The organism is Desulforamulus aquiferis (genome assembly GCF_030577015.1).
Taxonomy (GTDB): domain Bacteria; phylum Bacillota; class Desulfotomaculia; order Desulfotomaculales; family Desulfotomaculaceae; genus Desulfotomaculum; species Desulfotomaculum aquiferis.
In genome coordinates this window covers 70224-96262 of record NZ_JARPTC010000004.1, presented here as the reverse complement: position 1 = coordinate 96262, position 26039 = coordinate 70224, and the positions used below count along the sequence as shown (strand labels likewise).

General features: G+C 39.5%; 26 protein-coding genes and 1 tRNA gene. 14 read left to right on the top strand and 13 right to left on the bottom strand.

The window, feature by feature from the left end:
- The first annotated feature begins 10 nt into the window (after positions 1-10).
- Together P6N53_RS03695 and P6N53_RS03690 are read left to right on the top strand one after the other, a co-directional pair.
- Positions 11-493: a metallophosphoesterase family protein gene (locus P6N53_RS03695; protein WP_304541383.1), complete on the top strand. Its 483-nt coding sequence runs from the start codon at positions 11-13 to the stop codon at positions 491-493.
- A gap of 65 nt (positions 494-558) precedes the next feature.
- A tRNA-Gly gene (locus P6N53_RS03690) sits at positions 559-632 on the top strand.
- Positions 633-824: 192 nt separating this feature from the next.
- On the opposite strand, the gene P6N53_RS03685 is transcribed toward P6N53_RS03690, so the two are convergent.
- A complete protein-coding gene (locus P6N53_RS03685; RefSeq protein WP_304541282.1) occupies positions 825-1346 on the bottom strand; it encodes an AmiS/UreI family transporter in 522 nt (173 codons plus the stop codon).
- A gap of 280 nt (positions 1347-1626) precedes the next feature.
- Positions 1627-1815: a twin-arginine translocase TatA/TatE family subunit gene (tatA, locus tag P6N53_RS03680; protein ID WP_304541280.1), complete on the bottom strand. Its 189-nt coding sequence runs from the start codon at positions 1813-1815 to the stop codon at positions 1627-1629.
- Positions 1816-2097: 282 nt separating this feature from the next.
- On the opposite strand from tatA, the gene P6N53_RS03675 reads away from it, so the two are divergent.
- Together P6N53_RS03675 and P6N53_RS03670 are read left to right on the top strand one after the other, a co-directional pair.
- Complete coding sequence (locus P6N53_RS03675; protein ID WP_304541279.1) at positions 2098-2796, top strand: ATP-binding protein; 699 nt, start codon at positions 2098-2100, stop codon at positions 2794-2796.
- 126 nt (positions 2797-2922) lie between these two features.
- Positions 2923-3228 carry a hypothetical protein gene (locus tag P6N53_RS03670; RefSeq protein ID WP_304541278.1) on the top strand — a complete coding sequence of 102 codons (306 nt, stop codon included), beginning with the start codon at positions 2923-2925 and terminating at the stop codon, positions 3226-3228.
- Positions 3229-3591: 363 nt separating this feature from the next.
- Here P6N53_RS03670 and P6N53_RS03665 read toward each other — a convergent pair whose 3' ends face one another.
- Both P6N53_RS03665 and P6N53_RS03660 read right to left on the bottom strand, forming a co-directional pair.
- Positions 3592-3876, bottom strand: a complete 285-nt coding sequence (locus P6N53_RS03665; RefSeq protein ID WP_304541276.1) for a hypothetical protein — start codon at positions 3874-3876, stop codon at positions 3592-3594.
- Positions 3877-3946: 70 nt separating this feature from the next.
- A complete protein-coding gene (locus P6N53_RS03660; RefSeq protein ID WP_304541274.1) occupies positions 3947-4357 on the bottom strand; it encodes a DUF2325 domain-containing protein in 411 nt (136 codons plus the stop codon).
- Between the two features lie 157 nt (positions 4358-4514).
- On the opposite strand from P6N53_RS03660, the gene P6N53_RS03655 reads away from it, so the two are divergent.
- Positions 4515-5192, top strand: coding sequence for a hypothetical protein (locus tag P6N53_RS03655; protein ID WP_304541271.1), 678 nt, complete (start codon positions 4515-4517; stop codon positions 5190-5192).
- Positions 5193-5198: 6 nt separating this feature from the next.
- Positions 5199-6449 carry a radical SAM/SPASM domain-containing protein gene (locus tag P6N53_RS03650; protein WP_304541270.1) on the top strand — a complete coding sequence of 417 codons (1251 nt, stop codon included), beginning with the start codon at positions 5199-5201 and terminating at the stop codon, positions 6447-6449.
- 53 nt (positions 6450-6502) lie between these two features.
- Here P6N53_RS03650 and P6N53_RS03645 read toward each other — a convergent pair whose 3' ends face one another.
- Together P6N53_RS03645 and P6N53_RS03640 are read right to left on the bottom strand one after the other, a co-directional pair.
- On the bottom strand, positions 6503-7504 hold the full coding sequence (locus P6N53_RS03645) for an inorganic phosphate transporter (RefSeq protein WP_304541269.1): 1002 nt from the start codon (positions 7502-7504) through the stop codon (positions 6503-6505).
- Positions 7505-7516: 12 nt separating this feature from the next.
- Complete coding sequence (locus P6N53_RS03640; protein ID WP_304541268.1) at positions 7517-8125, bottom strand: DUF47 domain-containing protein; 609 nt, start codon at positions 8123-8125, stop codon at positions 7517-7519.
- A 158-nt stretch (positions 8126-8283) separates the two neighbouring features.
- Here P6N53_RS03640 and sigK point away from each other — a divergent pair, with 158 nt between their 5' ends.
- From sigK to P6N53_RS03620, 4 genes are all read left to right on the top strand, one after another.
- Positions 8284-8982 (top strand): RNA polymerase sporulation sigma factor SigK, encoded by a 699-nt coding sequence (gene sigK, locus P6N53_RS03635; RefSeq protein WP_304541267.1) that lies wholly within the window; start codon positions 8284-8286, stop codon positions 8980-8982.
- Between the two features lie 651 nt (positions 8983-9633).
- A complete protein-coding gene (locus tag P6N53_RS03630; protein ID WP_304541266.1) occupies positions 9634-10740 on the top strand; it encodes an iron-containing alcohol dehydrogenase family protein in 1107 nt (368 codons plus the stop codon).
- Between the two features lie 343 nt (positions 10741-11083).
- Positions 11084-12439, top strand: a complete 1356-nt coding sequence (locus P6N53_RS03625; protein WP_304541264.1) for a DUF1015 domain-containing protein — start codon at positions 11084-11086, stop codon at positions 12437-12439.
- A gap of 144 nt (positions 12440-12583) precedes the next feature.
- Positions 12584-13483: a sensor domain-containing diguanylate cyclase gene (locus P6N53_RS03620; protein ID WP_304541262.1), complete on the top strand. Its 900-nt coding sequence runs from the start codon at positions 12584-12586 to the stop codon at positions 13481-13483.
- Positions 13484-13561: 78 nt separating this feature from the next.
- Here the strand turns inward: P6N53_RS03620 and rarD are convergent, their stop codons facing one another.
- The 3 genes from rarD to P6N53_RS03605 all read right to left on the bottom strand — a co-directional run bounded on the left by rarD (position 13562) and on the right by P6N53_RS03605 (position 16282).
- On the bottom strand, positions 13562-14515 hold the full coding sequence (gene rarD / locus P6N53_RS03615; RefSeq protein ID WP_304541259.1) for an EamA family transporter RarD: 954 nt from the start codon (positions 14513-14515) through the stop codon (positions 13562-13564).
- 139 nt (positions 14516-14654) lie between these two features.
- Positions 14655-15017: a hypothetical protein gene (locus tag P6N53_RS03610; RefSeq protein ID WP_304541258.1), complete on the bottom strand. Its 363-nt coding sequence runs from the start codon at positions 15015-15017 to the stop codon at positions 14655-14657.
- An 86-nt stretch (positions 15018-15103) separates the two neighbouring features.
- A complete protein-coding gene (locus P6N53_RS03605) occupies positions 15104-16282 on the bottom strand; it encodes an Ig-like domain-containing protein (protein WP_304541256.1) in 1179 nt (392 codons plus the stop codon).
- A 410-nt stretch (positions 16283-16692) separates the two neighbouring features.
- On the opposite strand from P6N53_RS03605, the gene P6N53_RS03600 reads away from it, so the two are divergent.
- Complete coding sequence (locus P6N53_RS03600) at positions 16693-18339, top strand: long-chain-fatty-acid--CoA ligase (protein WP_304541254.1); 1647 nt, start codon at positions 16693-16695, stop codon at positions 18337-18339.
- 177 nt (positions 18340-18516) lie between these two features.
- Complete coding sequence (locus P6N53_RS03595; protein ID WP_304541253.1) at positions 18517-18744, top strand: hypothetical protein; 228 nt, start codon at positions 18517-18519, stop codon at positions 18742-18744.
- Positions 18745-18799: 55 nt separating this feature from the next.
- On the opposite strand, the gene P6N53_RS03590 is transcribed toward P6N53_RS03595, so the two are convergent.
- From P6N53_RS03590 to P6N53_RS03575, 4 genes are all read right to left on the bottom strand, one after another.
- A complete protein-coding gene (locus P6N53_RS03590; RefSeq protein ID WP_304541251.1) occupies positions 18800-20674 on the bottom strand; it encodes a heavy metal translocating P-type ATPase in 1875 nt (624 codons plus the stop codon).
- On the bottom strand, positions 20674-21045 hold the full coding sequence (locus tag P6N53_RS03585) for an ArsR/SmtB family transcription factor (RefSeq protein WP_304541249.1): 372 nt from the start codon (positions 21043-21045) through the stop codon (positions 20674-20676). The genes P6N53_RS03590 and P6N53_RS03585 overlap by 1 nt, the downstream gene beginning before the upstream one ends.
- A gap of 140 nt (positions 21046-21185) precedes the next feature.
- On the bottom strand, positions 21186-22199 hold the full coding sequence (locus tag P6N53_RS03580) for a methyl-accepting chemotaxis protein (protein WP_304541248.1): 1014 nt from the start codon (positions 22197-22199) through the stop codon (positions 21186-21188).
- A gap of 168 nt (positions 22200-22367) precedes the next feature.
- Positions 22368-22688 carry a hypothetical protein gene (locus tag P6N53_RS03575; protein ID WP_304541246.1) on the bottom strand — a complete coding sequence of 107 codons (321 nt, stop codon included), beginning with the start codon at positions 22686-22688 and terminating at the stop codon, positions 22368-22370.
- Between the two features lie 368 nt (positions 22689-23056).
- Between P6N53_RS03575 and P6N53_RS03570 the strand changes: the two genes are divergently transcribed.
- Together P6N53_RS03570 and P6N53_RS03565 are read left to right on the top strand one after the other, a co-directional pair.
- On the top strand, positions 23057-24598 hold the full coding sequence (locus P6N53_RS03570; RefSeq protein WP_304541244.1) for a methyl-accepting chemotaxis protein: 1542 nt from the start codon (positions 23057-23059) through the stop codon (positions 24596-24598).
- Positions 24599-24864: 266 nt separating this feature from the next.
- The gene (locus tag P6N53_RS03565) at positions 24865-25815 is read left to right on the top strand and encodes a P1 family peptidase (RefSeq protein WP_308447257.1); all 951 of its coding nucleotides are present in this window, start codon (positions 24865-24867) and stop codon (positions 25813-25815) included.
- The last annotated feature ends 224 nt before the right edge of the window (positions 25816-26039 follow it).

Sequence of the window (26039 nt, the reverse complement as noted above, 5' to 3'; positions counted from 1 at the left end):
GTTGCGAGTAATGGTTGTTTCCGATACCCATGGGCGTCTAGGCCCGGTTCAATATGTTGTAGAGCAATTGAGTGGAGAGGTAGACCTGATTATCCACGCAGGTGATCACTACCGGGATGCCGATAGCCTTGCCTATCTACTGGAAATACCTGCCCGGGGAGTTATCGGAAACTGTGACTGGCCAGGTGATGGACCACTGGAAGATATCTTAGTTGTGGGTGGACATAGAATATTCATAACCCATGGACATCGCTACGGTGTTAAAAGCAACACCGTAGCCATTTTAGAAAGGGCTAAGAAATTACAGGCCAGGGTTGCTATTTATGGTCATACTCACGTTGCTGATTTGCGGGAGGAAGAAGGAGTAATTATCATGAACCCTGGCAGTCCGGTGCAACCAAGGGGTGAAAGCCGTGCTTCGGTAGGATTGCTTGAAATCAACGGAGAAGAAATTAAGGCAAAATTATATTTAATAGATTATATTTATCCTTAATCTTACTATTGACAAATGAAGATGGTTTGGTATAATAGTATTTGTTCACGAAATAAGAAACTTTTGCGGGTGTAGCTCAATGGTAGAGCACCGGCCTTCCAAGCCGGGTACGTGGGTTCGATTCCCATCACCCGCTCCATTTTTTTTTAAAGAACAAATATAATAAAAAAAGTGAAGCCATAAAATGTTTACCATAGCATTTTATGGCTTCACTTTTTTTATTATCTCTCTAACCAGAAATAGTAATGATAAAATAAAAAGCAGCTGTTGTAGTAAAACAGCCACCTTTTATTTCCAGAGGAGAGGGGATTATATAATAAAGCTAGTTTAACTAAAAGGGAAATTCACCTGTGGTTAAGACCGAGAAGGCTGGAATCCACAGTCCGATAAAGGCCCAGATGATAAGTGAATATGCAAGATATTTTGCTGAGAATTTACCATATGAATTTAACCATACTTCAAGAGTCAGAACAGTATAACCCGCACACATCATGGCAAGATAAGGACTTGCTGGTACTAATGCAGTTCCGGTGGTATAAACTACAGTATAAATAAAAGAGATAATTGCTACGGTTAAACTAACATTACCTACTGATCTCATATCAGATAGGCCTGTTAATAGTGCATAGGATACTACTATATAAAGAATACCATGGGCAAAAAGGAGACCAGAACCAAAAACATCCTGTTGAAATAATGGTGTAGCCTCAACCAAAGCTCCTAGGACTACCAGTATACCTACAACACCAGTTGCAAAGCCAGTCCCTTTTGCTTCACCTTTACCAAGAAAAAGAAGAGCTACTGGAATCCACATAATAGCAATAAATATTAATATTGCTAAAGTTAATGGCATTTAATTACCCCCCTTATTATCTCCCCCTCCCCTAGAAAACTTATTGTACGAATAATTTAAAAATTCTGACTTATAACATTATAAGCAAATAGCGTGCCAAGTAAGATTTCTGCCCTGTGAGCCATAAATTTCCTTTTAAGTGTTCCTTATTTTATCATTTTGTACTATATAATTACTAAGAGTGCCTTTGCTGTTCTAAAAGAATGCAAATACAACGAAAACCCCCGGGTTAGACCGGGGGTAATTTGTTGCTTATTTAGTTAGTCATGTAAACGGAAAACTATGACTTTTTTAATTCTGTATTGTTATCCTTGTCGTCCTTATTTTCTTCCTTGGTAATTTCAGTTTTAAAATCCCTAATTGATTCCCCTAATGATTTTCCTAAACCTTTTAATTTTCCGGGTCCAAAAATTATGAGAACAACTACTAAAACCAGAAGCAGGTGAGAAGGTTGGAATGCTCCGTACATAGAATCTACCTCCTTATTTTGGTTTGAAAATGGAACACTTCTTACTTGAGAAGTTAATTGAAAACATTTTATATTAAAATAATCTTCTAGAATTAAATTTTACCCAATTTATTGGTTCCTGTCCACCCTAACCGCAGTTTTTTATTGGCAAGTTTATAAATGATCTTTAGAAGACATGAAAAATCTTTTTAATAGTGATATATGTTACAGTCCCTTTATAGAGTCTGATTTATAATACAAACAAATAACAAAAGACAATTCAACACCAAGGAGGAATTATTAATGAAACGTAAGGTTATTCAAATAGATGGTGAAAAATGCATAGGTTGTGGCCTTTGCACCAATGCTTGTATGCAGGGGGCAATTAAATTAGTTGATGGGAAAGCAAAACTGGTATCAGAATCCTATTGTGACGGCTTAGGTATGTGTTTACCCCAATGTCCCGTGGATGCAATACAATTGGTGGAAAAGGAAACGGAAGAGTTTGATCAGACTAGATTCAATATTAAACTCAAATCAACCAGCCAAGGATCAACTTCCTGTGGATGCCCATCGGTGCAAACAAAGGTTATCGAAAAGGATTTTGCTGGACAGGCCACTGCAGAGTCCCAGCCTTCTTACCTGAAACAGTGGCCAATTCAACTGCATCTGGTAAGCCCCAGTGCCCCATACTTCCAAAATGCCAATCTTCTGCTTAGTGCAGATTGCGTTATGGCTGCCTATGGGGATTTTCAGGAAAAACTATTAAAAAATCGGGCTGTCGCCATAGCCTGCCCAAAACTGGATAATACCCAGGGGTATGTAGAGAAGCTGGCCCAAATACTTTCGTTAAATAATATTAAAACCATAGTAGTTGCCAGAATGGAAGTTCCTTGTTGTGGAGGTATCATAAATTTATTAAAACAGGCCCTACGGTTAGCTGGCAAAGATATTCCGGTAAGGGAAGTGGTCATTGGTATAGATGGTCAGGTTAGGCTATAAGAATTTTCTATAAGAGACAAAACAATTAAGAAATTTTAGTTTTACACAAGGAAGGGTCTTGAGGGACCCTTCCTTGTGTGATATAACAGCATAAGGTGGAAGGCTTGTTTAAGGGGGATGTAGCCATTGAAAAATGAGCGTATTCTAGCATTGATATTAACCGTAATAATTAGCTTCAATATATTGTTGATATTAAACTCTATGCGAAGAATTGGTTTTGAAATTGCTTTAATTACCTTTAGTATATTATTTCTTTTCCTAGCTATAGGAGTAGGTGCATTTTTTATAGCGGACTTAAAGAAGAACAACAATTTAACTCCAAAAACAAAGAAGATAGTATTATTAATCATAATATTAGTACCAGGTCTTAGTGTGGGGGGAGCTGTTATTCTCTACAAGGCTTTAGCCATAGCCAGTGGTTATCCTGAGTAGAAAATAACCATAGAAAAATAGAGTACCTAGGCTTAGCCTAGGTACTCATTAATGGGGAACGCCATTTACTTTTTCCGAACACTTAACTTTTCCTTCAATTTGGTTATCTGAACTTCCAACTTTCTTAAACGTAATAACTAACTTAACGAAAATCTGCGCCTTAAATTAAACAATTGAAAAGGGAATCACTATACTTTGGTTTTCCAATACAAGCACTTTACTTCTTGATTGAGATTCAACACGCATATCCTTGGAATACAAACCGTGTCTTACCTTAAACCTAAACTACTGGCGTTCCCCTAATCAAATTATAAAACAGAATAATAAACTTGTAAAGATAATTGTTAAGTATATTGAAAAATTTTATATCATTTTTGCTTCAGTGCATTTGCACTCCTGGCAAATGGGACATAAAACGGTATAACAATCTTTGCAGACACCGTCCCGGTCTGGTTTTAACTGGCGTCCACAGTGGGGGCAGGGCTGATTTTTATTAGGAACCAATTCTGCCAACCTAATGGAGAGCACAGGTCCCTTTTTAAATCTAACTGTGACTAAATTACTGGTTAGGCAACCTCCCAATGCAGTCCCGACTTGTTGGCTTGGCACATGAAACAATTGATCCCTTATATTTGGAAAATGACTCACAAGAAACACCTCCGCTACAGCATATGCAGTGGAGAAAATTCTGTTTACTATAATTATGTTATGTATTTTGTTAAACAATTTTACTGACGGCCATGCTAATACCCGAAATGCTTGAGGATTTTAGCATGTGAAAGGGCTTTTTATGTTTTTTGCAGAGTTTTTTTACACTTAAACAGGCATTATGACTATTGCAGTCAACTGGGCAAAGCACCATGTCACACCTCTTTATTTTATTGTCCAATGCTTTATCTCCGCCTTTCATGTAACCATCCATATATTCAAACTCTCCACCTGAACCTTCGATAATGTCCTTGTAAACAGCTTTTAGCTTAGTAATTCCGCCCACTAGCAAAATACGTTTTGGGCAGAGATTACATTGCTTATTTAAATTTTGATCAGCGCTATTTATTTTTGGGCAAATTTGTGAGTGGCAAGAAATCATATAGTTGTAGGAGCGGGTTTGTCCATTAGCTGAAAGCACTATTATCTCCTCCTTACATAGAACTAATTATATGATAATGAAAACCATTATCAACGTCAATAGTTATATTCATTTTTTTAAAATAGTCCATGTAACCAATCCATAAGCTACCTCATATTCTAAAAAAGGAAAGAATATCCACAAAGGAGGACGGAAGATGCTAGAGCAACTTCAGGCCGATTATGGTAAAAAAATTACCATTGAATTAGTAAATGGTAGAAAAATATCTGGGAAGATCATCGCAGTGAGTGAGCAATTTGTTCGTCTAGAAAGTAACGAAGGAATAGGCACCGTTCCAATCTCTGCAATTCAGGTGGTGTGGGAATCTGTACAAAACCTAACCGAGGAAAACATGGATTACTTAGCCGAAAAGCTCAGAAAAAGCACGGATGAGAATAGAATAAATTGTACTTCGGTATCTGGGTTTACCTGTTTAAATCAGTATGTGTGCATACCGCCCGATAACTGTGTTTATACATTTGCCTGCCCCGGTGTATATACTCCTGCGGGACCCCAGGCTGGATGTCCAAGGTTTCAATTTTATCAGCCCTGCGGCTTTAGATTCCATTTCATACCCTGCGGAAGACCCTTTACACAGCCCTGCTACTTCCGATTTGTTCCATCGCCGCCACCCTGCGGTCCGTTCCAATTCCAGCAGCCCTGTGGACCCTTCCAGTTCCAACAACCTTGTGGTCCCTTCCAATTCCAACAGCCCTGCGGACCCTTTCAGTTTGGCTCCCAGTGTCCAACACCAGGTGGTTTTGCCTGTCCGGGTCAAGCCTTTATAGGGATTTCCCCGGGATTTAATAGCCCCAAAATGGAAGAAAAGGAATAATTGCTAATGAAGGATAGTAGCTCAAATGTCTGGTTAGATCAAATTGTAGATTTCGTAGGGGAGTACCGGAGGTCAACCCCCGGTTACTCCCCCCGGGAGTTAGCTGACAACTTACAACAAAGATTTTTGTTAACAGAGGATACGGCCTGGAGGCTTACTGAGTTAATTCAGCAAGAGACTAGTTTAGGTAAGCTTGGTCTTGCGGCCATCGAACTAAACCTCACATTTAACTGTAATTTAACTTGTGAATACTGCTTTGTACATCGTAAGTCTCCTACGGATAGAATGAGCTTTGAAACTGCTAAAAAGGCAGTGGATCTTCTAATAGAAAAAGCAGCTTTTTCAAGTATAATTATCACCCTCATCGGGGGTGAACCCCTTTTAGAATACGAGCTAATTAAAAAGATTGTGCCCTATGCTGAAGAAGCAGCCGGTAAAGGAGGCTTACAGGTTACTTGGGCCTTAACCACCAATGGTACCTTGATTGATGAAGATATATTAAAGTTCTTTGCCCAGCACAAAATTAATGCCATGATAAGTATCGACGGTGGGCCAAAGACCCATGACAGGTACCGGGTTACCAGAAGTGGAGAGGGTTCATGGGCTAAAATTGCCCAATTAATACCAACGATCAAGAAATACCAGCCTTGGTTAGGGGCTAGAATGACTGTTAGCACCGAGGCCATTGATACCATGAGAGAGGATTTTCATCATATTGTAAACCTTGGCATTAATCAATTAATCATTGCCCCAGCCCAAGGAGAAACCCTTTGGGATAAGGGGCAAATAGAAAAATATGGACTTAATCTAATGGATATTCTTCAGGATTATCATAAGTTAAAGCAACAGGGAGTTCCCATTTTTATTGAAGAATTTGAACAGGATGAAAATAATCACCCAGGGTGGGGCTGCCGAGCGGGCAGTACTTCCTTAGCTATTGCACCAAACGGAGAGGTTAGTCCCTGCTCAAAGTTACTTGGACTTACTAATGAATCGGGTAGATACGTGGTTGGTAATGTAAATACAGAAATTAACTTTGAACTTTTAGAACCCTTTCAGAACCCTCTCAGCCGTCAACCAAGTCATTGCAAAGCCTGTAGCAGAACCTGTGCAGGTGGCTGCTATGCTGTAAACTTTGAGCAAACAGGTGATCATTTTAGGGCTTCTGAGGAGAATTGTCTTTTCTGGGTAGTTTGTCAGGAAGCCAAAAGGATTTCCAAAATAATAGCTGCCGGGAAATTAGCACCATTCATATAGAACATTTAAAGAGAAAAATGGGCACTTCTGTGTTGGAGTGCCCATTTTTCGTGTTATTTGATATAGGAGGGGAACAGGCAGGAAAAAATAAGGGACGATAATAGCATGGTTACTGGTAGAGTAATAATCCAAGCGGTCACCAGTGCAAAAACTGTCTGCCATTTAATGTTAGACAAGCTCTTTGAAGAGCCTACACCCATGATGGCAGAGCTGACAACATGGGTGGTGGATACAGGCAATTTTGCTACTGTAGCAGAGATGATGACAATTGCGGAGGTAAAATCCGAGGCAAAACCAGTTGGTGGCTCCAGCCGGGTAATCCTTGTTCCAACGGTTTTGATTATTCTCCAGCCACCTACATAGGTCCCCAAGGCCATAGCCAAAGCGGCAGAGATTTTTACCCATAGGGCTATCTCCAAATCTTGCTGAAACCCTCCGGCAACTAAGGCAAAGGTAATAATTCCCATGGTCTTTTGAGCGTCATTGGTACCATGACTGAAGGCTTGTAAGGCTGCGGAAAGGACTTGCAATGACCTAAAAAAGGAATTAACCCTATGGAGAGAAAAAGTATGACATAAAAATCTAAGAACTGACATAATAGTATATCCCACGGCAAAAGCTCCAAGGGGCGAAAGAAATAGGCCGCCAACTATGACAATAAATCCATAAAGGTTAACAGCCTTAAAACCAGCAGCTGCCATGGTGGCTCCGGCTAAAGAACCTAAAAGGGCATGGGAGGAACTGCTAGGGATACCATAAAGCCAGGTTATGAGATTCCAGGCAATGGCTGCCAGCAGTGCAGCTACCACAACGGATACCCCATGTTCTAATGCCATAGGGTCGGCAATTTTGCCTCCTACTGTTTTAGCCACTCCCGTAAAGGCTAATGCTCCCAACAGATTCATAATTGCTGCCAGTAGTACTGCTGATTTGGGCTTTAGGGCCCTTGTAGATACTGAGGTGGCTATAGCGTTGGCAGTATCATGAAACCCATTAATAAAATCAAAAATCAGAGACAACATTACTACAAATATGATTAATATAAATTCACTCATAAGAGGCCTCTACTAACAATTTTTTAAAATAATAATATTGAGGCAATGTGCTGCCTCAACAAGGGAAGCTAATATTTGTCCTAATAAAATCAGAATATCCCTGTATTTTATAAATAACAGGGGCTCTTCAGAAGTGGTTGATAAAAACTTTAGGCTCTGAAATAGGTTGCTTCGGGCTTCCTGCTCTAGGCGGTATATTCTCGTGGTATGTAGTCTCACATCTGAAAACTTTTTTCTGGAGAGTTTTTCGATTGAATTTTTGATTTCTTTACAACACGAGAGAATTATATTGGCTATTTTTTCAAAGTCTGGTACCCTTGGAGATTCATATGTAGCTAGATATACTGCTGATTTTTCCATTAAATCTAGGATCTTGTCTAATTTGATGGCCAAATGGAAGATATCATCTCGCTCTAATGGTGTAACAAAGGTGCTATTCAGTTCTTTTATTATTACTTCAACGAGTCGGTTAGTCTTTTTCTCTAGAAAGTGGATATTATTCAGAAAAAAAGAAGGGTCCTGGCTATGAAAGGAACTAAGAAGTATTTCTGCAGACTCAATTAGATTTAGTGAGATATCCTCAAAAGTTTTGTGGAAAACATCTTTTTTTCTTAAAAACATAAGGGCCCCCTTGACTCAACTGACTTCTGGTAGATTCCTATTCGGGGCAAATTGGGTTTAGTATTTAAAAATAAAATTTTAATTATACAAGCACACAAATAAAGGTTTCTTCGTAGCATATCAGTAGAACCTATTTTTATTTTTAGGAGGGATGACTTTTGACACCGGGGATAATTACTTTGATTGCTCTGTCGGTCGTAAATGGTTTGCTCATCCTAGTATCATATATTTCCTCAGGTCATTTGCCGGAAGCTTTGTCGCCAGAAGAAGAACGGGAACTAATAGAAAGACTGCAGAAAGGAGACAGCATTGCAAGAACTATTTTAATCGAGAGAAATTTAAGGTTGGTTGCTAAGATTGCTAATAAGCTGAATGAGCGGGGTTTAGAAAAACAAGATTTATTCCAATGTGGAGTGGTTGGCTTAATAAAAGCTGTGGAAACCTATAACCCGTCCCGGGCGAATAAGTTTTCCACCTATGCAGGGGTCTGCATTCAAAATGAGATGCTTATGAGTTTACGAAAGCATAAAAATGACTTAAGATGTGTTTCAATTTCAGAACCCCTTGACTTTGATAAGGACGGTGCACCATTAGAGTTGCAAGATACCCTAATGGCCAATGACATTCCTGTTGAAGAACAGGTGGAAAATAATTTGGAGACTGAGAGATTAAAAAAGGCCCTAAAAAAATTGTCCCAGAGGGAGCAGGCGGTAATAAGGCTCAGGTTTGGTTTGGCAGGTCAACCAGAGTTAACACAGCGGGAGGTTGGGGAGCGCTTAGCCATATCTAGATCCTTTATTTCTCGCATTGAAAGCGGCTCCATAAATAAGCTAGCCAAGGAATTAAACCATGTTTAAGCATTGTTTCAGATTACCGTGTAATAAGTTTAAAATTTGCACATCTTAAACTTAAGCTAACGCCCAAACTAAAATATCTATTTTGGGAGGAAAATTATGAAGGAAAAAGAAAAGTCTAAAAAGGAAAAGAGAAGACCGTTGCCAAAGTTTTTAAAGGATGGAATGTTAAGACCTTTGGATGATAATTCCGGTGCAACTTAAACAAATTGAATAGTTCCTAAAGAATGGCCGGTATATCCGGTCATTTCAGATTGTCGAGAAACTACCTATATTCGGGTTTTAATAATCCCTCACGACTCCTATCCCCGCAGTGGACAGCGCTAATCGCTTGCTTCGGGCGAAAATGGGCCGCCTTCGAGTAAACATCGTGTTTATCTCAGGCTTGCCCGGACGTCCATGTCCGGGCACCCATTTTCGCATCCTCAGCTTCGCGAAGCGCTGTTTCCACTGCTCCGAATGTCGCTGTTCGGGATTATTAAAACCCAGTTGTAGCTTTTTCAACAGGCTGGAATGGCCGGTATATCCGGTCATTTGTTTTTATATTAATAGTTCGTTATTATAGTGATAAAATAAGAGGGTAGAAGAAAATAAAGGAAAGCCTGTGATTTTGCTAGAACTTTGAATAAATAAGTAATATTAGGGGGAGTAATTATGCAGATTAAATTTCGTTGTCCCACCAGAATATTTTTAGGACCCAATTGTGTAATGGAAAATAGCATGGAAATGTCAGCCCTTGGCAAAAAGGCTCTTATTGTTACTGGAGCCAATTCAGCCAAAGCCAGTGGTGCCCTTCAGGATATGATTAGTGCCTTAGAACAAGAGGGCATTGCTTATAGCATTTTCGACGAAATTGAACAAAATCCCAGTATTAAAAATGTCTTTGAAGGGGGACAAGCTGCCAAAGAATTTGAGGCTGAATTTATCATCGGTATTGGTGGGGGAAGTCCACTAGATGCCTCTAAGGCTATAGCAATTCTTGCTGTTAACGATATAACTCCCGAACAATTGATGGCTAAGCAGTGGTCTATCGAGCCATTACCCATTGTGGCGGTGCCTACCACTGCGGGAACAGGAAGTGAAGTAACCCCCTACGCCATTTTAACCATAGATTGGGCAGAGACCAAACAATCAATTGCTGCTGACAGTTTGTTTCCGATTGTAGCCTATCTGGATGGAAAGTATACATTAAGCCTACCCTGGTCCATAACTGCCAACACGGCGGTAGATGCCCTTACTCATAGTATTGAAGGTTTTATCAACAACAAAGCAGATTCATTAACAGACCTGCTGGCCCTCGAAAGCATTGCCATAATTGGAAAACTCTTAAGAAGCATTGTTCCACAACAAATTTCTTTAACCGAAAGGGAAGAGCTGCTTTATGCCTCTATGCTGGGTGGAATTGTGATAGCCCATACTGGGACGGGGATAATTCACGCCCTTGGGTACCAGCTTACATATTTTAATAATCTACCCCATGGGTTAGCTAACGGTGTGGTTACTAAGGCAGTCCTTGAATTTTTAGAACAGGCCAGTCCTATTAAAGTTAAACAGGTAGTTGACGCCCTAGGCTGCAATAACCTGGATGAGGTAGGAGCACTGCTTATTAGAGTATTACCAGGGGTATCCATTAGTTTGACCGAGGAAGAGCAGAAAAAATATGTAACTAAAACCCTTCAGGCTAAGAACATAGCTAATTGTCCAAAACCTCCTAAAGAAGAAGACCTTTATAAGATTTTGCTTAGCAGTAAGCTCTGCTAAAAAGAAAAAAGGAGAACGCCCGGTTTCTGTTCCGGGCGTTACTATGTAAGCCAGTTATTAAATCTGTCTAGTAGGGCTTTGGGAAGTTTTGACTTTCTATTACTTCCCCTAACTGCCTTCCTTAAATTTAGAAGAGTTTTCAAAATATCTAATAATTTCATGGCTAACCTCCGAGACTTTTTACATTTTATTCTAAGTTATGGTAAAATGTTACAGGTTGGCATTTTTAATATTAAATATAATGTATACTAGCCCGTAGATAAGTGATTAAGGGGATTCGATTTGATAAAATATAAGATATTTTGCTTTAATAGAATTGTTTTATAACAGGAGGTAAAGAATTTTGTCGTTAAAAAATTTAGGAATCAAACCACCCCAGGTATTACTGCCCAAAAAGAATGTAGACTTGACTAAGTGGGCGGTTGTCGCTTGTGACCAATATACATCCCAGCCGGAATATTGGGCAGAGGTTGAAAACTTAGTTGGAGAGGAACCATCGACTTTAAAGCTAGTTTTTCCCGAGGTTTACCTGGAAGAAGCTGGGGCAGCCCAAAGGGTAGCAAATATAAATGACACCATGAAGAAATACCTTGACCAAAAGCAGCTTATGGAGGCTGGAAAAGGTTTTATTTATATTGATCGAAAAACAGCCCATACAAAGTCAAGAAAGGGGCTGCTAATTACCATTGACCTAGAACAATACGATTTTAATCCGGGTGCAAAGACCCTGATTAGGGCCACGGAGGGGACTGTTTTAGACCGCTTACCACCCAGAATAAGAATTAGGGAAAATGCTCCCATAGAGGTTCCCCACGTTATGTTATTGATTGATGACCCGGAAAAATCTGTGATAGAACCGTTGGCCCTGCAAACTGATAAAATGGAAAAGGTATATGACTTTGACCTGATGATGAATGGTGGACACATTGAGGGATACAGGGTAGCTGATCCAAATATGGAGGAGGCTATTTTAGACGCCTTTACCAAGCTGGCTAAAGCAGAAGCCTTTGCTTCAAAATATGGTGTAGGTCCAGAAAAGGATGTTCTTTTATTCGCTGCCGGTGATGGCAACCACTCCCTGGCTACAGCTAAATCAGTTTGGGAAAACATTAAAGGCGGATTGGCGGGAGAGGATTTTGATAATCATCCAGCTCGCTATGCAATGGTTGAAGTTGTAAATGTCCATGATCAGGGACTTACCTTTGAACCAATACACAGGATAGTTTTTAACGTTAATGGAAAAGAACTGCTTCAAGACATTGTCCAGTATTGCGCCAGGAATAATTCTGAGGCTTATTATCAGGAGTTTAGTGATCAAAGGGAGCAGGGGGAGAAAGCAAAGGAACTTACCGCAATTGGGGGCCATCATGTTATACCTTACATTTGTGGAACCATCAGGGGTTTGTTAGTTGTTCAAAATCCAAAATATAATTTGGCAGTTGCTACACTGCAGTCAGCATTAAATGATATTTCTAAAAATAAGGAAGCATTAAAAATTGATTATATCCACGGGGAAGATGTGTTAAGTTCCCTGGCATCACAAGAAGGAGCTATTGGCTTCTATCTTGAGCCAATGGATAAGCACGATCTGTTTAAGACAGTAATTTTAGACGGGGTTTTGCCCAGAAAAACCTTCTCTATGGGTGAGGCCGAGGAAAAGAGATTTTACTTAGAATGCAGGAAGATCACAAAAGAATAATAAATTCTGTTAAAAAAGTCGCCGGCTATTAATTGCCGGTGACTTTTTTTAATTTATGTAAATCCAGAATGGTTGATTTGAAGATGAACAAAATTTTTGATGTAGACATAATATGGAAACAAAGCAGTAAAGTGGGGTGAGCTTATGGATTTTGAAAATAGCTTCTATAAAGATCTTTTAGATAACCTTTATGATGGGGTTTATTTTGTTGATCGGGATAGAAGAATCACATATTGGAATCAAGGAGCCGAGAGGCTGACAGGTTATTCCAGTGAAGAAGTATTGGGAAAGGTCTGCTCAGATAATATACTCATGCATTTAAATAACGAATGTGTGCTGATGTGCCTTGACTTATGCCCCGTTGCTGAGACAATGATTGATGGGCAGAAAAGGGAGGCAGAACTATACCTTCATCATAAGGAGGGCTACCGGGTTCCTGTCCTTGTTCGTGTTGCGCCTATAATGAAGGAAGGGCAGATAGTGGGTGCGGTGGAAGTTTTTAGCGACAATTCGTCAAAGGTTTCGGCACTGGAAAGAATTGATGCATTAAAGCGTGCGATATATAGTGATCCATTAACTGGTCTAGCAAATAGAACTTTTATTGAGATCAGCTTAACCACAAATCTTCAGGAACTTCAGAAATATGATTATACCTTTGGATTGATGTTCTTAGACGTGGATAAATTTAAAACTGTTAACGATAGTTATGGTCACAATGTGGGTGATGAGGTTCTGAAAATGGTGGCAAAGACCCTCCTAAACGGATGTAGGCCCCTAGATATCATTGGAAGATGGGCAGGGGATGAGTTCGTCATTGTGCTGACTGATACTTCCCAACAGAACCTTCAGGATTCCGCCAACAAATTATCAACGTTAATTGAACAATCCAGCATCACTAGGAAGTCTGCTGTAATCAGTGTGACCGCATCAATTGGTGTTACCCTGGCTAGGGCCGAAGATAGCATAGAGGAGCTTATCAGTAGGGCCGATAGACTAATGTACCAGAGTAAAAAGACCGGTGGCAATAGGGTATCCATTGGTTAACCAAGGAGAACTTGCCTTTTACCGGCCTTATATCTTGTGGAGGAAGCTAGCCCCCCCTGGCGATTGCCAGGGGGATTTTTATGTGGAGCTTTTTTCTTTTAGGTGTAGCTTGTGAAAGACAAACATCTCAAATTGAAGGAAGTACTTTGTTTTACCCAAAGAAAAGATTGTTAGGGCCAGCCAAATGAATATAAACGAAGTCAAATGAACCATGGTGAAGGTTTCATGGTAAAGGAAAATTCCAAGTATTAAAGCTATTGTGGGTGCTATATACTGAAGAAAGCCAATGGTAGCTAAGGGCAGTCTTTTAGCCCCGCTGGCAAACAGAAGTAAAGGCACGGCTGTGACAATACCTGCTCCCATTAACAGGGCTGCAACATTTGGCTGAGCAAAGCTAAAGGCGCTGGCTCCTTCCCTGGTTAAGAAGCCAAGATAACCTAAGGCAAAAGGGACAACTACCATAGTTTCCAAGGTAAGACCGGTAATAGCACCTGGGTTTACCATCTTTTTAAATAATCCGTAAAGACCAAAACTGCCTGCCAGTAATAAAGCCAGCCAGGGAAATACACCAAAATGAAGTGTCATGTTTAACACCCCAATAAAGGCCAAACAGAAGGCAACTGCCTGCCAAAAGGACACCTTTTCCCGCAAGACTATTACTCCTAGCAATACACTTACCAAGGGATTGATATAATAGCCCAGGCTTGTTTCGATGACGCGATCATTATTGACGGCCCAAATGTAGGTAACCCAATTAATGCTGATTAAGGCTGAAGCCATTACTACACCAATAGCTTTCTTTGGCTGGGCAAGGATTTCTTTTAAATCAGCAAGGCAGGCAGTAAATTTTCTTGTGACCAAAAGGAGCAATAACATAAATATAAAGGACCAAACTATCCTATGGGCCAGCACCTCATGGGCTGGAACCATACCTACAAATTTCCAGTATACAGGTAATATGCCCCAGAGGAAATAAGCCCCAGCTGCAGAGACAATTCCCTCTGTTTTATCATCTAAGCTCCGAAGTTTCATCTAATACCCTTCTCTCAAATAAAAGTGATAGCACTAATTTTAAGATATCAGCGGAGAAATGCAATACCCATTTACAATATAATCTTGTAACCAAATAAAAACAGGTGCATAAATGCGCCTGTTTTTTGAAAAGAGTGATTTAACTTTGGTACTTCTTTAAATAAAAATAACCAATGGCAATGAGAATGAGGATTAGCAAAACTAAGACCCATATTTCAAAAATCACCAATAAAGTTATTAATAATAGATTTATTACCGCGACAACTAAAAATACCACTTTGAAATAGAAAACATGTCTTTGAACAGATAAATGATAGATCAACGATCCAAGTGAGAAAGCTAACATCCCTTGGCAAGAGAGTACGAGGATTAACATGTACGCCAATGGTGCTTGAGCATCAGTCTGACCGGATATCTTGTCGAAAGCAATAAAGGCCATAGCTAAAAATAGTGGAATAAAAGGAAAAAACCTAGTTAGGTAACTCATCTTTGAATCAGCCAATAATTAACCCCTCCGCAGTTTATTTATATTGTACCATATAAAAGGACTCCTACCACAAAAGGTAGGAGCCCATGGCAGAAAACTTACTACCATACATTTTGCTTTAAATATCCGTAATTTGGCACATTATAATTGGCCACCAGCACGTCATAAAGGGTCATATACTTACCATCTGGTGAACTGGCCAGTAAGAAGGTATAACCATAGCCCGTACCTGTAACTACACCACTTTGGTCAACCCTTGCTACGGAATTGTTAGCACTAGTCCAAACAATTCCCTGGCCAGTTTGGATAGTTGAGGATAATTTCTTGGATTCGCCTAAAAGCATAGAAGAGTAAATTGTATTTATCTGGGTGTCTGAATGTTTTACCACCACGATGCAGCTGGCTGAGTGTTTTCCGTCAATTGTACGTACGGTAATTTCTGTTATTCCAGTTCTCAGGGCAGATACAGTACCGTCATTGGATACCTTGGCCACTTGATTATTGCTTGATGTCCATACCAAATTCTTGACATTTGCATTGGCAGGTCGAACAGTGGGATTTAGCTTTTGGTTTTGATTAACATTGACAAAAACAAATTTTTTATCCAGATTTAAGCCGGTAATATTGGTAATAGTGGAACGGTCATATACAACCTCTGTTCCCCTTTGCTGCAAACGTTGGATGACAGACATGTTAGATGATCCAGAAGTTAGACTTAATGGATTTTTACTAATGTTAAGTCTTTCTAAATTAACCAGATTTCTTAAGGGAGTAATATCTTTAACCTTATTGTCTTGGAGGTTTAATTCCGTTAATTTGGTTAATTTACTAGCAAAGCTGATATTTTGGATTGCATTTCTACTGATATTTAGCTGCTTTAGATTAGTCAGTGATTCTAGGGCAGATACGTTAGTTAAATTATTATTTTGTAAATTTAAATTAGTTAAGTTTTTAAGACCCTTTAATTGGTGAATTTCTGAAATGTTGTTGTTTGACAAATCTAACCTTATAATATTTACCAGTCTCTCTAAACCACTAAGATCACGAATTTTCTTGTTGCTGGCATTTAAAATAAATATTTTATTTAAATCTGACTGGGCAATATTTCCATTGGGCTTTCCTATGGCGTTTCTTATAACTGTTTCTAGATTCTTATCTTTAAATGTGATGTAGGATGCATTAGCGGAGAATTGTGGAGTGTCTGAGGCATAAACTGTTGCTGGGAAAAAATAGGTAGCAAGAAATATAGGTAATAGGAATAAAACAATTGACTTTCTCATTAGAAAAACCCTCCTAAATAATAAAAGTTATAAACACAGATGCTGAGAGAGGGGCCAGGGACTAGTCCAATAGTGCCTAATGATAATTATACAAACATTCACCCAAAGATCTCAAAGGAAACTATTGCTAATTATATTACCTCCTTTATTGTAAGAAAACACGAAGTAAATACATGGATATGCTTCACTGATAATGACTAAAATTATAAATAAAATGTAACAGAAAATGTACAAGCCTTATTCTTCCTTATTTATAACCAGCCATGTTTAGAAGATGGATTTTCTTTTTCCGACAAAGCTAGTGTTTTATATAAGGAGGAAAAATGCCTTAATATTAGAATAATCTAAGTATTTGATAGTAACATAATAGGAATTATAAATTACTAAAAAATAGTAAGGTGGGGTTTTTCATGAATGAAAATACTTTTCTAAAATCTTATCCGGAAGAAATACCTTTTCTTATAAATATACCCGAGATGCCCCTGTTTGCAGTATTAGATGAAGCTGCAAAGAAATATCCAGAACATCAGGCCATATCTTTTCTAGGTAGTCAATTAACATATCAAGAACTAAAGAACAGTGTAGATCATTTTGCTACAGCACTGAGTAAAATTGGTGTTCAAAAGGGGACTAGGGTTGCTATTATGCTACCAAACTGCCCGCAAATAATTATTTCCTATTATGCTGTTCTTAGGCTAGGTGGTATTGTGGTCATGACTAATCCTATCTATGTAGAGAGAGAACTGATTTATCAACTAAAGGATTCTGGAGCAGAAGTGATTATTTATCTAGATCAATTTAAGCAAAAGGTTGCTAATGTATTTCCTAACACCAGCCTTAAACTCTCTATATCCACTGGAATCCAAGATTTTATGGCCCTATTAGCCGGGTTGTATTCTAAAAAAGTTGAGGCAACTCAGGTTAATGGCCCTGAAATATACTATTTTGAAGACTTAATTCAAAGTGGGGAAATAGATTTACCGGAGGTTTCAATTAATGTTGAATTAGATTTGGCAGTGCTCCAATATACCGGGGGAACAACTGGGATATCAAAAGCTGCTATGCTTAGCCACAAAAATTTGTTTACAAATGTCGTGCAAACTAGATTATGGCTTAATAATATGGAAGAAGCTAAAGAAAGGTTTTTTTGTGTTTTACCCTTCTTTCATGTATTTGCCATGACCACATGTATGAACTTGGCAATCTATCTTTGCTCTACTATGATTGTTATACCTCGCTTGGAGATTAGTAATCTTTTAAAGCAAATCCAAGAGTCTCAACCAACAGTCTTCCAAGCTGTACCCTCGTTATATGCTGCTATAGTGTCAAACCAAGAGGTTAAGAACTATAATTTATCTTCCATTAAAACTTGTTTATCGGGTGGAGCACCACTCCCGATGGAAGTACAAGAAAGATTTGAGGCAATAACCGGCGGAAAGCTTGTGGAAGGATATGGGCTTACTGAGGCAGCGCCGGTAACCCATTGTAATCCAATCAGTGGCAGGAGAATCAAAGGCTCCATCGGTCTGCCTATACCAATGACATATTATAAAATTGCAGAATTACTAAAAGGTGAAAAGGAAGTTCCTGTGGGTGTGCCAGGGGAATTATGTATAAAGGGGCCGCAGATCATGATGGGTTATTGGAATAAGCCTGAAGAGACAAGACTGGCCTTGAGGGATGGGTGGTTATATACAGGGGATATTGCCACCATGGATGAAGATGGGTATACCTATATTGTAGACAGGAAAAAAGATATGGTTATTACCAGTGGCTACAATGTATATCCCAGGGAGGTCGAAGAAGTATTATTCAGCTACCCAAAGGTTCAGGAAGCGGCAGTAGTGGGGATCCCAGATAAAAGTAGGGGTGAGGTATTAAAGGCATACCTTGTTTTAAAAGAGGGTGAACAGTGTACCAAGGAAGAGATCATAGGTTTTTGTCGTAAACAATTAGCAAAATACAAAGTTCCAAAACAAGTAGAATTTCGAACATCATTACCAAAAACTATTGTGGGAAAGGTTTTGCGGCGTATTTTAGCAGAGGAAAATATCTGATGATTGCTATAAAACAGGAACTATCAATATTGATAGTTCCTGTTTTATATAAGGGTCACTTATAATTTAAGCAAAATTAATACTTTTTTAATAATTAGTTCATTTTAAAGTTATTATTAACTGTGAAAATATAGATGGATTCAAAATATTAATGTTAAGATAATGGGGTTGCAACTTATGGTAAATAATATAAGTTACAGTATCAAGACAATCTGTCCTTCTTGCCGTCAGGTAGGTGAACTGATTGTTAATGGGCTTAGGGATTACAAAAAGGTAATAGAAATCACAACCCAGTATGAAGATGGCCCTAAGATTCATTGTACCTTCTGTAATGAAGAGTTATCTTTAGACATTATTACCCATTTAACTATAAACCCTCGTAGAAATGGCTATCTTTTGTCGTAGGGGAATCAGTAGATCCCTTGCAAAGATTTTGAACGGCATATGAGAGGGGGCTTAGTTAGATTTTTGATTTTATTAGTCGAGATGAATTGAGTATTACAACGATTGCACTTAGATTATGAACTATTGCTGCAAGTATTGGTCCTAGGATACCGCTGGAGGCCAATATGATTGAGATAAGGTTTATACCGTTGGCAAACCAAATATTTTGATTAATAACTGCAAGAGTATTTCTGCTTAAAGAAATTATACCGGGGATTTTTGAAAGATCATCAGAGAGTAGGGCAATATTAGCAGTTTCAACTGCTACATCTGTGCCAGATATGCCCATGGCTATCCCTACATCTGCTGTGGCCAAGGAGGGGGCATCGTTAACCCCGTCACCTATCATAGCCACAGTAAATCCTTTATCTTGAATCTGTCTGATGGTATTTGCTTTGCCCTCTGGCAACTGTTGAGCAACATATTCATTTATGCCCACTTGGTTGGCTACATATTTAGCAGGAAGCGTATTATCGCCGGTTAGCATCATAATTTTGTTTATTTTTAAATTATTAATATCCCTAATAGATGCTGCTGCATTTTCTCTAATCAGGTCGGCTATGCCAATGAAGCCACAAAGGATGTTATCTATCACTAAAGCTACAGTGGTACAACCGTGTTCGGCCATTTCATTATATTTTCTTAAGTCAGCTTCACTGATTTGAATACCAAATCCACTTATCCATTCAATGCTTCCCAAAATTATTTTTTTTCCTTGATAAATTGCAGTTACTCCTAGTCCAGCATGTACTTGCCAGGCATCCGGTGAAGGAATATGGAGTTCTGTTTTTTTGCCGTATTTGATAATGGCTTCAGCCAAGTGATGCTCTGAGAATTTTTCAGCAATGGCAGCATATTGCAAGATTTCCCTACTTGAAATGGCAAGGGGGACTATTTCCTTGACTTCAGGGGTACCCCTAGTAATGGTGCCGGTTTTATCAAAGACGATTGCATTAATTTTGCCAGTACGTTCTAAAACTTCACCACCTTTAATTAGAATCCCCTTACGAGCGGCATTACCTATTGCTGCCATAACGGCGGTAGGGGTGCTTAGCAACATAGCACATGGGCAAAACACAATGAGAATTGTTACTGCCCGTGTAATGTCACGGGTGATAATAAATACCATTGTTGCAATGATTAAGCTGGCTGGAATAAACCAAGTGGCATATTTATCCACCAGTCTTTGAATAGGGGCTTTGGAGTTTTGAGCCTGCTTTACTAGAGTAATAATATGTCCAAGGGCAGTTTCCTCACCAACTCTAGTAGCTTTAATCTCCATGTAGCCGCTGATGTTTATAGAGCCTCCTAAAACAGAATCTCCTTCAACCTTTGCCACAGGGATTGACTCCCCGGTTATGGTTGCCTGATTCACACTTGCATGACCTTTGACTACAGTCCCATCCACAGGTATCTTGTCACCAGACTTTACTAGGACAATGTCACCAATATGTAATTGGTCTGCATTTACGTCTATTTCAGTGTTGTTTTTTAGCACTCGTGCCCTAAGGGGTTTTAAATCAACCAACTTATTAATTGACTTGTTTGATTTTTCTAAAGTAATGTGTTCTAGTAGTTCCCCAACCAGCATGATAAAGGCAACTTCAGCAGCAGCCAAATATTCTCCTATAGAAATGGATGCTATTAGGGCAATACTTACTAGCAAGCCTACCTTTGTATCTCCACGAGTAACAACTGCTATTAATGCCTCTTTAACAATAGGATATCCTCCAATGACTGCTGCCAATAGTGCTAAATTTACTCCAGCAAATTCTTTGATACCCCCAAGCCAGTAGACAAGAATTAAAATCCCCGTAATGCCAATAATAGCGTATTCTAGCCAATAGGCACTTTCCTGGGGTTGTTCATGATCAATTTTGTCCTTTTCCATTATATTTGCCCTCCAAACTGCTCTAGTACATGCTCCAGACCTTGATTGAAGGTTTGAAGCACATGTTTGTCCTTCAAGGAATAGTAGACACTTTGAGCTTCCTTTCGAGTTTTAACTAGGTCCATCTGCCTAAGTACTCTAAGCTGATGGGATATGGAAGAGGGAGACATTTCTAAAATGCAGCAAATATGATAAACACAAAGCTCCTCAGTCTGGCTCAGGGCATAGATGATCCTTAAGCGAGTGGGGTCTGACAAGGCTTTAAAAAATGCAGATAGTTTGGTAATGACTTCTTCATCTAAGGAGTTCTTCTTGATTTTTAATAGGTCAGCTTCATCAGTACAATGAATATCACAGAAATGTTTGTCCATTGGCTAGCCTCCTTCGGTATATGAGCATATATTCAAATAAAATATATACAAATTCTTTACATTAGTCAATATGAAAGAAGGCCAGAAATTAAAATGGCACGCTGGTTTAAATAGCAGCGTGCCTAAACATAATTATTAAATCAATCTATGGTTTCACTGACAATTACCGACCAATTTTTACCTTTATAGGCATTATAACCCTTGGTATGGGCGTAGCCATAGATCTTCATTTTATTGCTTCTGTCTTTTTCAATGCTGTAGCCGTACAGGTCCCCTGAAATAGCTTTTCTTACGGCCTCCAGCTCCATTAAACTATCCTTTAGAATTCCATTCCGATCCCTGGATGCTATAACAACACCATTTTTGTTGATTACAAAAATATCCCCGGTAGTCCCAACCCTTGCGCTATCAATTATCTCATAAATAAATGTCCAGTTAAAACGGGTAGAAAATACCCCAACTGTATTGCCGCCATTGTCCCTTACGGGGCATGAGTATGCAACGGTATAACCACCGGCATTATTGCTATAATACATATCTGTTACATAAACACTATTTTGCTTTACAGTTTCAATAAACCATTCTTCATTGGAAACATTTTGTCCCACCGTCTGCTGATTTACTCCGGTAGCGATAATTTTTCCATCTAAATCAGCAAGATAGAGATCATAGTAAACTTCATATATGTCAACAATATTTTTCATTAATGCTGTTGCTTGCTTGAACCTATCGCTATCATCAGTGCAGAGACAGTTTTTAATGGCGTCAAAAGTAGCCCAGGCCTGCACGTCACAGTTGCGTTCAAATAAGTTCCGGTCTATTTTATCAATAGTATCATAAGCTACATCTGCGGTTCTAACGGCGATTACTTCATTTGCCTTTGTTTGAATGTTGTTTATTATAGTTTTACTTTCCTTGGCAGTAAGAAAACTTTTGTCAGCAAATTTTTTAATTTCACTTGCGACAACCCCAAAACCCTTGCCCGCATCACCGGCCCTAGCTGCTTCAATAGCAGAATTTAAGGAAAGCAAATGTGTCTGTTTACTAATTTGGTCAATTGTTTCAACAACTTGGCCCATTTGCTTATTTGCCTCTTTTAACTGATTAAGAAGTACCGAAACATCCATATTGTCATTCGATTTATCGTTAAACATCCTCATCCCCCTTGGCTAATCATTTCGCTAAAAACATGCAAATACCTTGTGCATTTTGTCTATTTTTGCAAAATTATGGGGATTAAAGAAGCTTTAAAAGTGAACAAAAAATAAGCAGTTAAGAAGCCTGATAGCCTTGGCAATCTCAATAGCAATTAAATTACCGTGTTAAGGCGATAGGCCTATTACACGCATTTCGACTTGTTTTTTCATTCGGTTAAGCTCTTTTTCATTTTGAAGGGTTTTCTGCTCTAATAATCTAACATCGGAGGTTAAGTACGACAGCTTATCGTCAATCCCGGTAAGCCTATTATTAATCTGGACTATTTCAGTCTTTATCTCAGATATATCAGCGGTAATTACTACAATTTCTGACTTCATTTCTACTATGTTTGACTTCATTTCTAGCATTTCAAACTTTATTTCTTTCTGATCCTCCCAAACCCTTGTAATAAGCTGGGAGAGCATTTTTTCAATGCTTTCAGACATTACAAAACCCTCCTTTTGGTGATTATATCAGGGTTTAGGAGGAACTTGAATTATAAATAGCTAAAATGCTTTGCATAAAATTTTCCATAATTTACATGTTAACCTGAGAATATATGGCACATAATTAATATTTGTTTTATAAATAAGATCTTTCTATAATTAGGAAGATTGTTGCATTTATCGGAATTATATTACTTATTTTTTTTTAAAAGTTGACCTTAAGGGAAGAAATAAATATGTCGAATAATGTCGGGAACCACCGAATATTGCATGATTTTATTCAAATGATTAAGGAGGTGAATTTTTTACAATTACTCTAACGGTGGTTCCTTAGAATAATGATTTTAAACTATAGGAGGATAATTTACATGAAAATTAAAAAACCTACAACCCTAAAACAACAATTTACTTTAGGTATGGCAGCAGTCTTAACCCTTGTGACACTACTTTCTCTGTATTTAGTATGGGTAATGAAGAATATTGATAATGAGTACACAATACTGATTGAGCAAAAGGCAAAATCATATGCTCTGGCTGAAAAAGCCCTGGCAAAGTATAATCATGCGGCAGCCAGTTTAAGATCTTATGTGATAACTGGCGAATCCATTGACCTTGAAAGATATCACAATGCTATTGGTGAAGGAGATGAAATATTAAAGAACATTTACCCGATGCTTACTACTGAGGAAGGCAGAGTACTGTACAATAATGTGCAAGGTTCTTCCAATAATTTAAAGGAATACGCAAATCAGATCATTACGTTAAAAGCTGCCCAACTGCCTGCGGAAGGAGAGGGACAAGTTGAGGGGAATAATGTAACAGCATTTATTAAAAATAACGGCGGCATTGTTGGCAAATTGGCAGAAACAGGGGAGGAATTTGCATATTTTCAGGAGGGAATACTTAATTCGGAAAGTACGGTAAATTCAGCTAAGGCAAATCGCAGTTTATTTATAGGCTTATCCCTGGCGATAATTATTATTGTATTGAGCGTAGTCATAATTGTAGGTGTGTTTAGGAGCTTAAAAAATATCTCGGCACAACTACAAGAAAAGTCTAAGGATGTTGATGCATCCGCATCACAGTTATCAGCAGGTTCCCAAAATATGGCTGCCGGCGCGGAGGAAACAGCTTCAACTACTAATGAAGTGGCGTCTTCAATGGAAGAGGTAAACTTCAGTTCACAGGAAATTTCCGGCATGGTAGTACAGGTAGCGGATAATATTCAGAATATTGGAATAAATTCCGGTAATGCATCAGCTTATGCCAAGGAAGGGGAAAAAAGTCTTAGAAATATTGTGTCCCAAATGAATGAAATCCAAAAAGCATCTTCTAATAGTGAGTTGGTTGTTAAGGGTTTGGGTGATGATGCTAATAAGATTAGTCAAATCATCAGTCTAATTACACATATTGCCGATCAAACCAACTTATTAGCTTTAAACGCTGCAATAGAAGCAGCCAGAGCGGGTGAACATGGACGTGGCTTTGCAGTAGTTGCAGACGAGGTAAGAAAATTAGCTGAGCAGTCCTCTAATGCCACAAAGGAAATACAAGAACTGGTTTCATTAATTCAAAGCAAGACCGATGAAGCTATTAGCAGTATGGGAGAAAACTTAAAGCAAGTTCAATCGGGAGCCAATGTCCTTGATGAGGCTACCCAGACCTTTGGTAATATTATTGGTGCGGTTGATGAATTAACCGTTGAAATTGAGCAAGCGGTTTCTGCTTCTATTAAGATGTCTTCGGCCATAGAAAGTGTTATTTCCTCGGTTGAAGAGGTCTCATCTGCGATGCAGAACGTAGCCGCTGCCTCTGAAGAGCAAACGGCCAATACCGAGGAAATCTCATCCTCCGCCCAAAACTTAGCTCTATTGTCAGGGCAATTAAACGATTTGGCATGTAAGCTATAGACATACAAGCTGTCTGCTAAGCAAAAAACCGCCGGGGAAACCCGGCGGTTTTTTGGCAAGAGCATTTAATTTGGGCGTTGAGAAAACATCAAGTTATACTTCCAACGCCTTTGAGTATGTCTCAAATTACTGTTAAATCCTACAGAAGACTTAATAAGCATGAGCTCCCTTCTTAATAACAGTAGCATTATATCTTCTAAAAGAATAATATGGAAAAATATGTTTCTTAAAATATTGCAGTTATTTTTACAATAAGGGTGAGATAAATGGGTAATAAAAAACAGGGTTGCAATATGGGAGGACTTACTGATGTCCCCGGCATCTTGGTGGGAAACGCTGTAGACAAAAGCGGACGTACGGGATGCACAGTAATTCTTTGCCCTGGTGGGGCGATCCCGGGCGTAGAGGTTAGTGGAGGTAGCCCGGGTACCCAGAATACCGATATTATCCGCCCTGGCGCCTCGGAATATCCTGTATATGGTGTTCTTCTAACAGGCGGCAGTTTCTTCGGGTTACCCGCATCGGGTGGGGTAATGCGTTGGCTCGTTGAGAAGGGGATCGACGAAGTACCTCTCGTACCTGCAGCGGTCATCTTCGACCTACCCTTTGCCAAGGGTTCAAACCCGCCTGACGCAGCTCTGGCCTACGCTGCCTGCCAGTCTGCAAATGCGGGTCCCGTGGCAGAAGGAAATGTGGGTGCCGGGGCGGGAGCGACGGTGGGGAAAATCTACGGGATACCGATGAAAGGCGGACTAGGTACTGCCTCCCTGGGCATCCCAGGCGGCCCTGTGGTGGCGGCACTGGCGGTGGTCAATGCCCTAGGAGATATATGGGATCGAGGGCGTATCGTCGTCGGGGCGAGATGGCCTGATGGAACATTCGTCAATCAGACCCGGGCTATGCTGGACGGTGTGCCGTCACCGTTGTACTATCAGAGTACCACAATCGCCGTAGTGGTTACCACAGAGCGGCTGACCAAGGCAGAGGCCAACCGGGTAGCGAGACTCGCAGACGATGGGATGGCCCGGGCCATCTCCCCCAATCACACTCAGTGGGACGGTGACACGGTCTTCTGCCTCGCACTGGGCTCCCACACCAGCAACATGTCGAGAGATGCCGTCGTTACAATCGTGGGCACAGCCGCCGCGGTGGTACTGGAACAGGCAATTATACGGGGGGCACTGGCGGCACAAACGGGGATATACGCACAAAAATAAGCATCGTACAAGACCCCTTCATTACCTGGACGATAAAGAAATGGAAAGTTGCATAAATAGTCCAAAACACTCAATCAATCCAATAAAGAAAAAGTTTGGAATTACATCAGGTCAATACTACAAATAAAAGAAAACTCTTACTGATGATATTAACCTCAAAGAAAGGGAGCAGGTCGGTCAGGCCTTCAGGAAATAAAAATCCTCATTAACTATCTGCAGTTTAC

Excerpts from the sequence above, each read along its gene's own strand:
- P6N53_RS03695 (WP_304541383.1), top strand. The coding sequence starts at position 11 with ATGGTTGTTTCCGATACCCATGGGCGTCTAGGCCCGGTTCAATATGTT.
- P6N53_RS03685 (WP_304541282.1), bottom strand. The coding sequence starts at position 1,346 with ATGCCATTAACTTTAGCAATATTAATATTTATTGCTATTATGTGGATT.
- tatA (WP_304541280.1), bottom strand. The coding sequence starts at position 1,815 with ATGTACGGAGCATTCCAACCTTCTCACCTGCTTCTGGTTTTAGTAGTT.
- P6N53_RS03675 (WP_304541279.1), top strand. The coding sequence starts at position 2,098 with ATGAAACGTAAGGTTATTCAAATAGATGGTGAAAAATGCATAGGTTGT.
- P6N53_RS03655 (WP_304541271.1), top strand. The coding sequence starts at position 4,515 with ATGCTAGAGCAACTTCAGGCCGATTATGGTAAAAAAATTACCATTGAA.
- P6N53_RS03650 (WP_304541270.1), top strand. The coding sequence starts at position 5,199 with ATGAAGGATAGTAGCTCAAATGTCTGGTTAGATCAAATTGTAGATTTC.
- P6N53_RS03645 (WP_304541269.1), bottom strand. The coding sequence starts at position 7,504 with ATGAGTGAATTTATATTAATCATATTTGTAGTAATGTTGTCTCTGATT.
- P6N53_RS03640 (WP_304541268.1), bottom strand. The coding sequence starts at position 8,125 with ATGTTTTTAAGAAAAAAAGATGTTTTCCACAAAACTTTTGAGGATATC.
- P6N53_RS03630 (WP_304541266.1), top strand. The coding sequence starts at position 9,634 with ATGCAGATTAAATTTCGTTGTCCCACCAGAATATTTTTAGGACCCAAT.
- P6N53_RS03620 (WP_304541262.1), top strand. The coding sequence starts at position 12,584 with ATGGATTTTGAAAATAGCTTCTATAAAGATCTTTTAGATAACCTTTAT.
- rarD (WP_304541259.1), bottom strand. The coding sequence starts at position 14,515 with ATGAAACTTCGGAGCTTAGATGATAAAACAGAGGGAATTGTCTCTGCA.
- P6N53_RS03605 (WP_304541256.1), bottom strand. The coding sequence starts at position 16,282 with ATGAGAAAGTCAATTGTTTTATTCCTATTACCTATATTTCTTGCTACC.
- P6N53_RS03600 (WP_304541254.1), top strand. The coding sequence starts at position 16,693 with ATGAATGAAAATACTTTTCTAAAATCTTATCCGGAAGAAATACCTTTT.
- P6N53_RS03595 (WP_304541253.1), top strand. The coding sequence starts at position 18,517 with ATGGTAAATAATATAAGTTACAGTATCAAGACAATCTGTCCTTCTTGC.
- P6N53_RS03590 (WP_304541251.1), bottom strand. The coding sequence starts at position 20,674 with ATGGAAAAGGACAAAATTGATCATGAACAACCCCAGGAAAGTGCCTAT.
- P6N53_RS03585 (WP_304541249.1), bottom strand. The coding sequence starts at position 21,045 with ATGGACAAACATTTCTGTGATATTCATTGTACTGATGAAGCTGACCTA.
- P6N53_RS03580 (WP_304541248.1), bottom strand. The coding sequence starts at position 22,199 with ATGTTTAACGATAAATCGAATGACAATATGGATGTTTCGGTACTTCTT.
- P6N53_RS03575 (WP_304541246.1), bottom strand. The coding sequence starts at position 22,688 with ATGTCTGAAAGCATTGAAAAAATGCTCTCCCAGCTTATTACAAGGGTT.
- P6N53_RS03570 (WP_304541244.1), top strand. The coding sequence starts at position 23,057 with ATGAAAATTAAAAAACCTACAACCCTAAAACAACAATTTACTTTAGGT.
- P6N53_RS03565 (WP_308447257.1), top strand. The coding sequence starts at position 24,865 with ATGGGTAATAAAAAACAGGGTTGCAATATGGGAGGACTTACTGATGTC.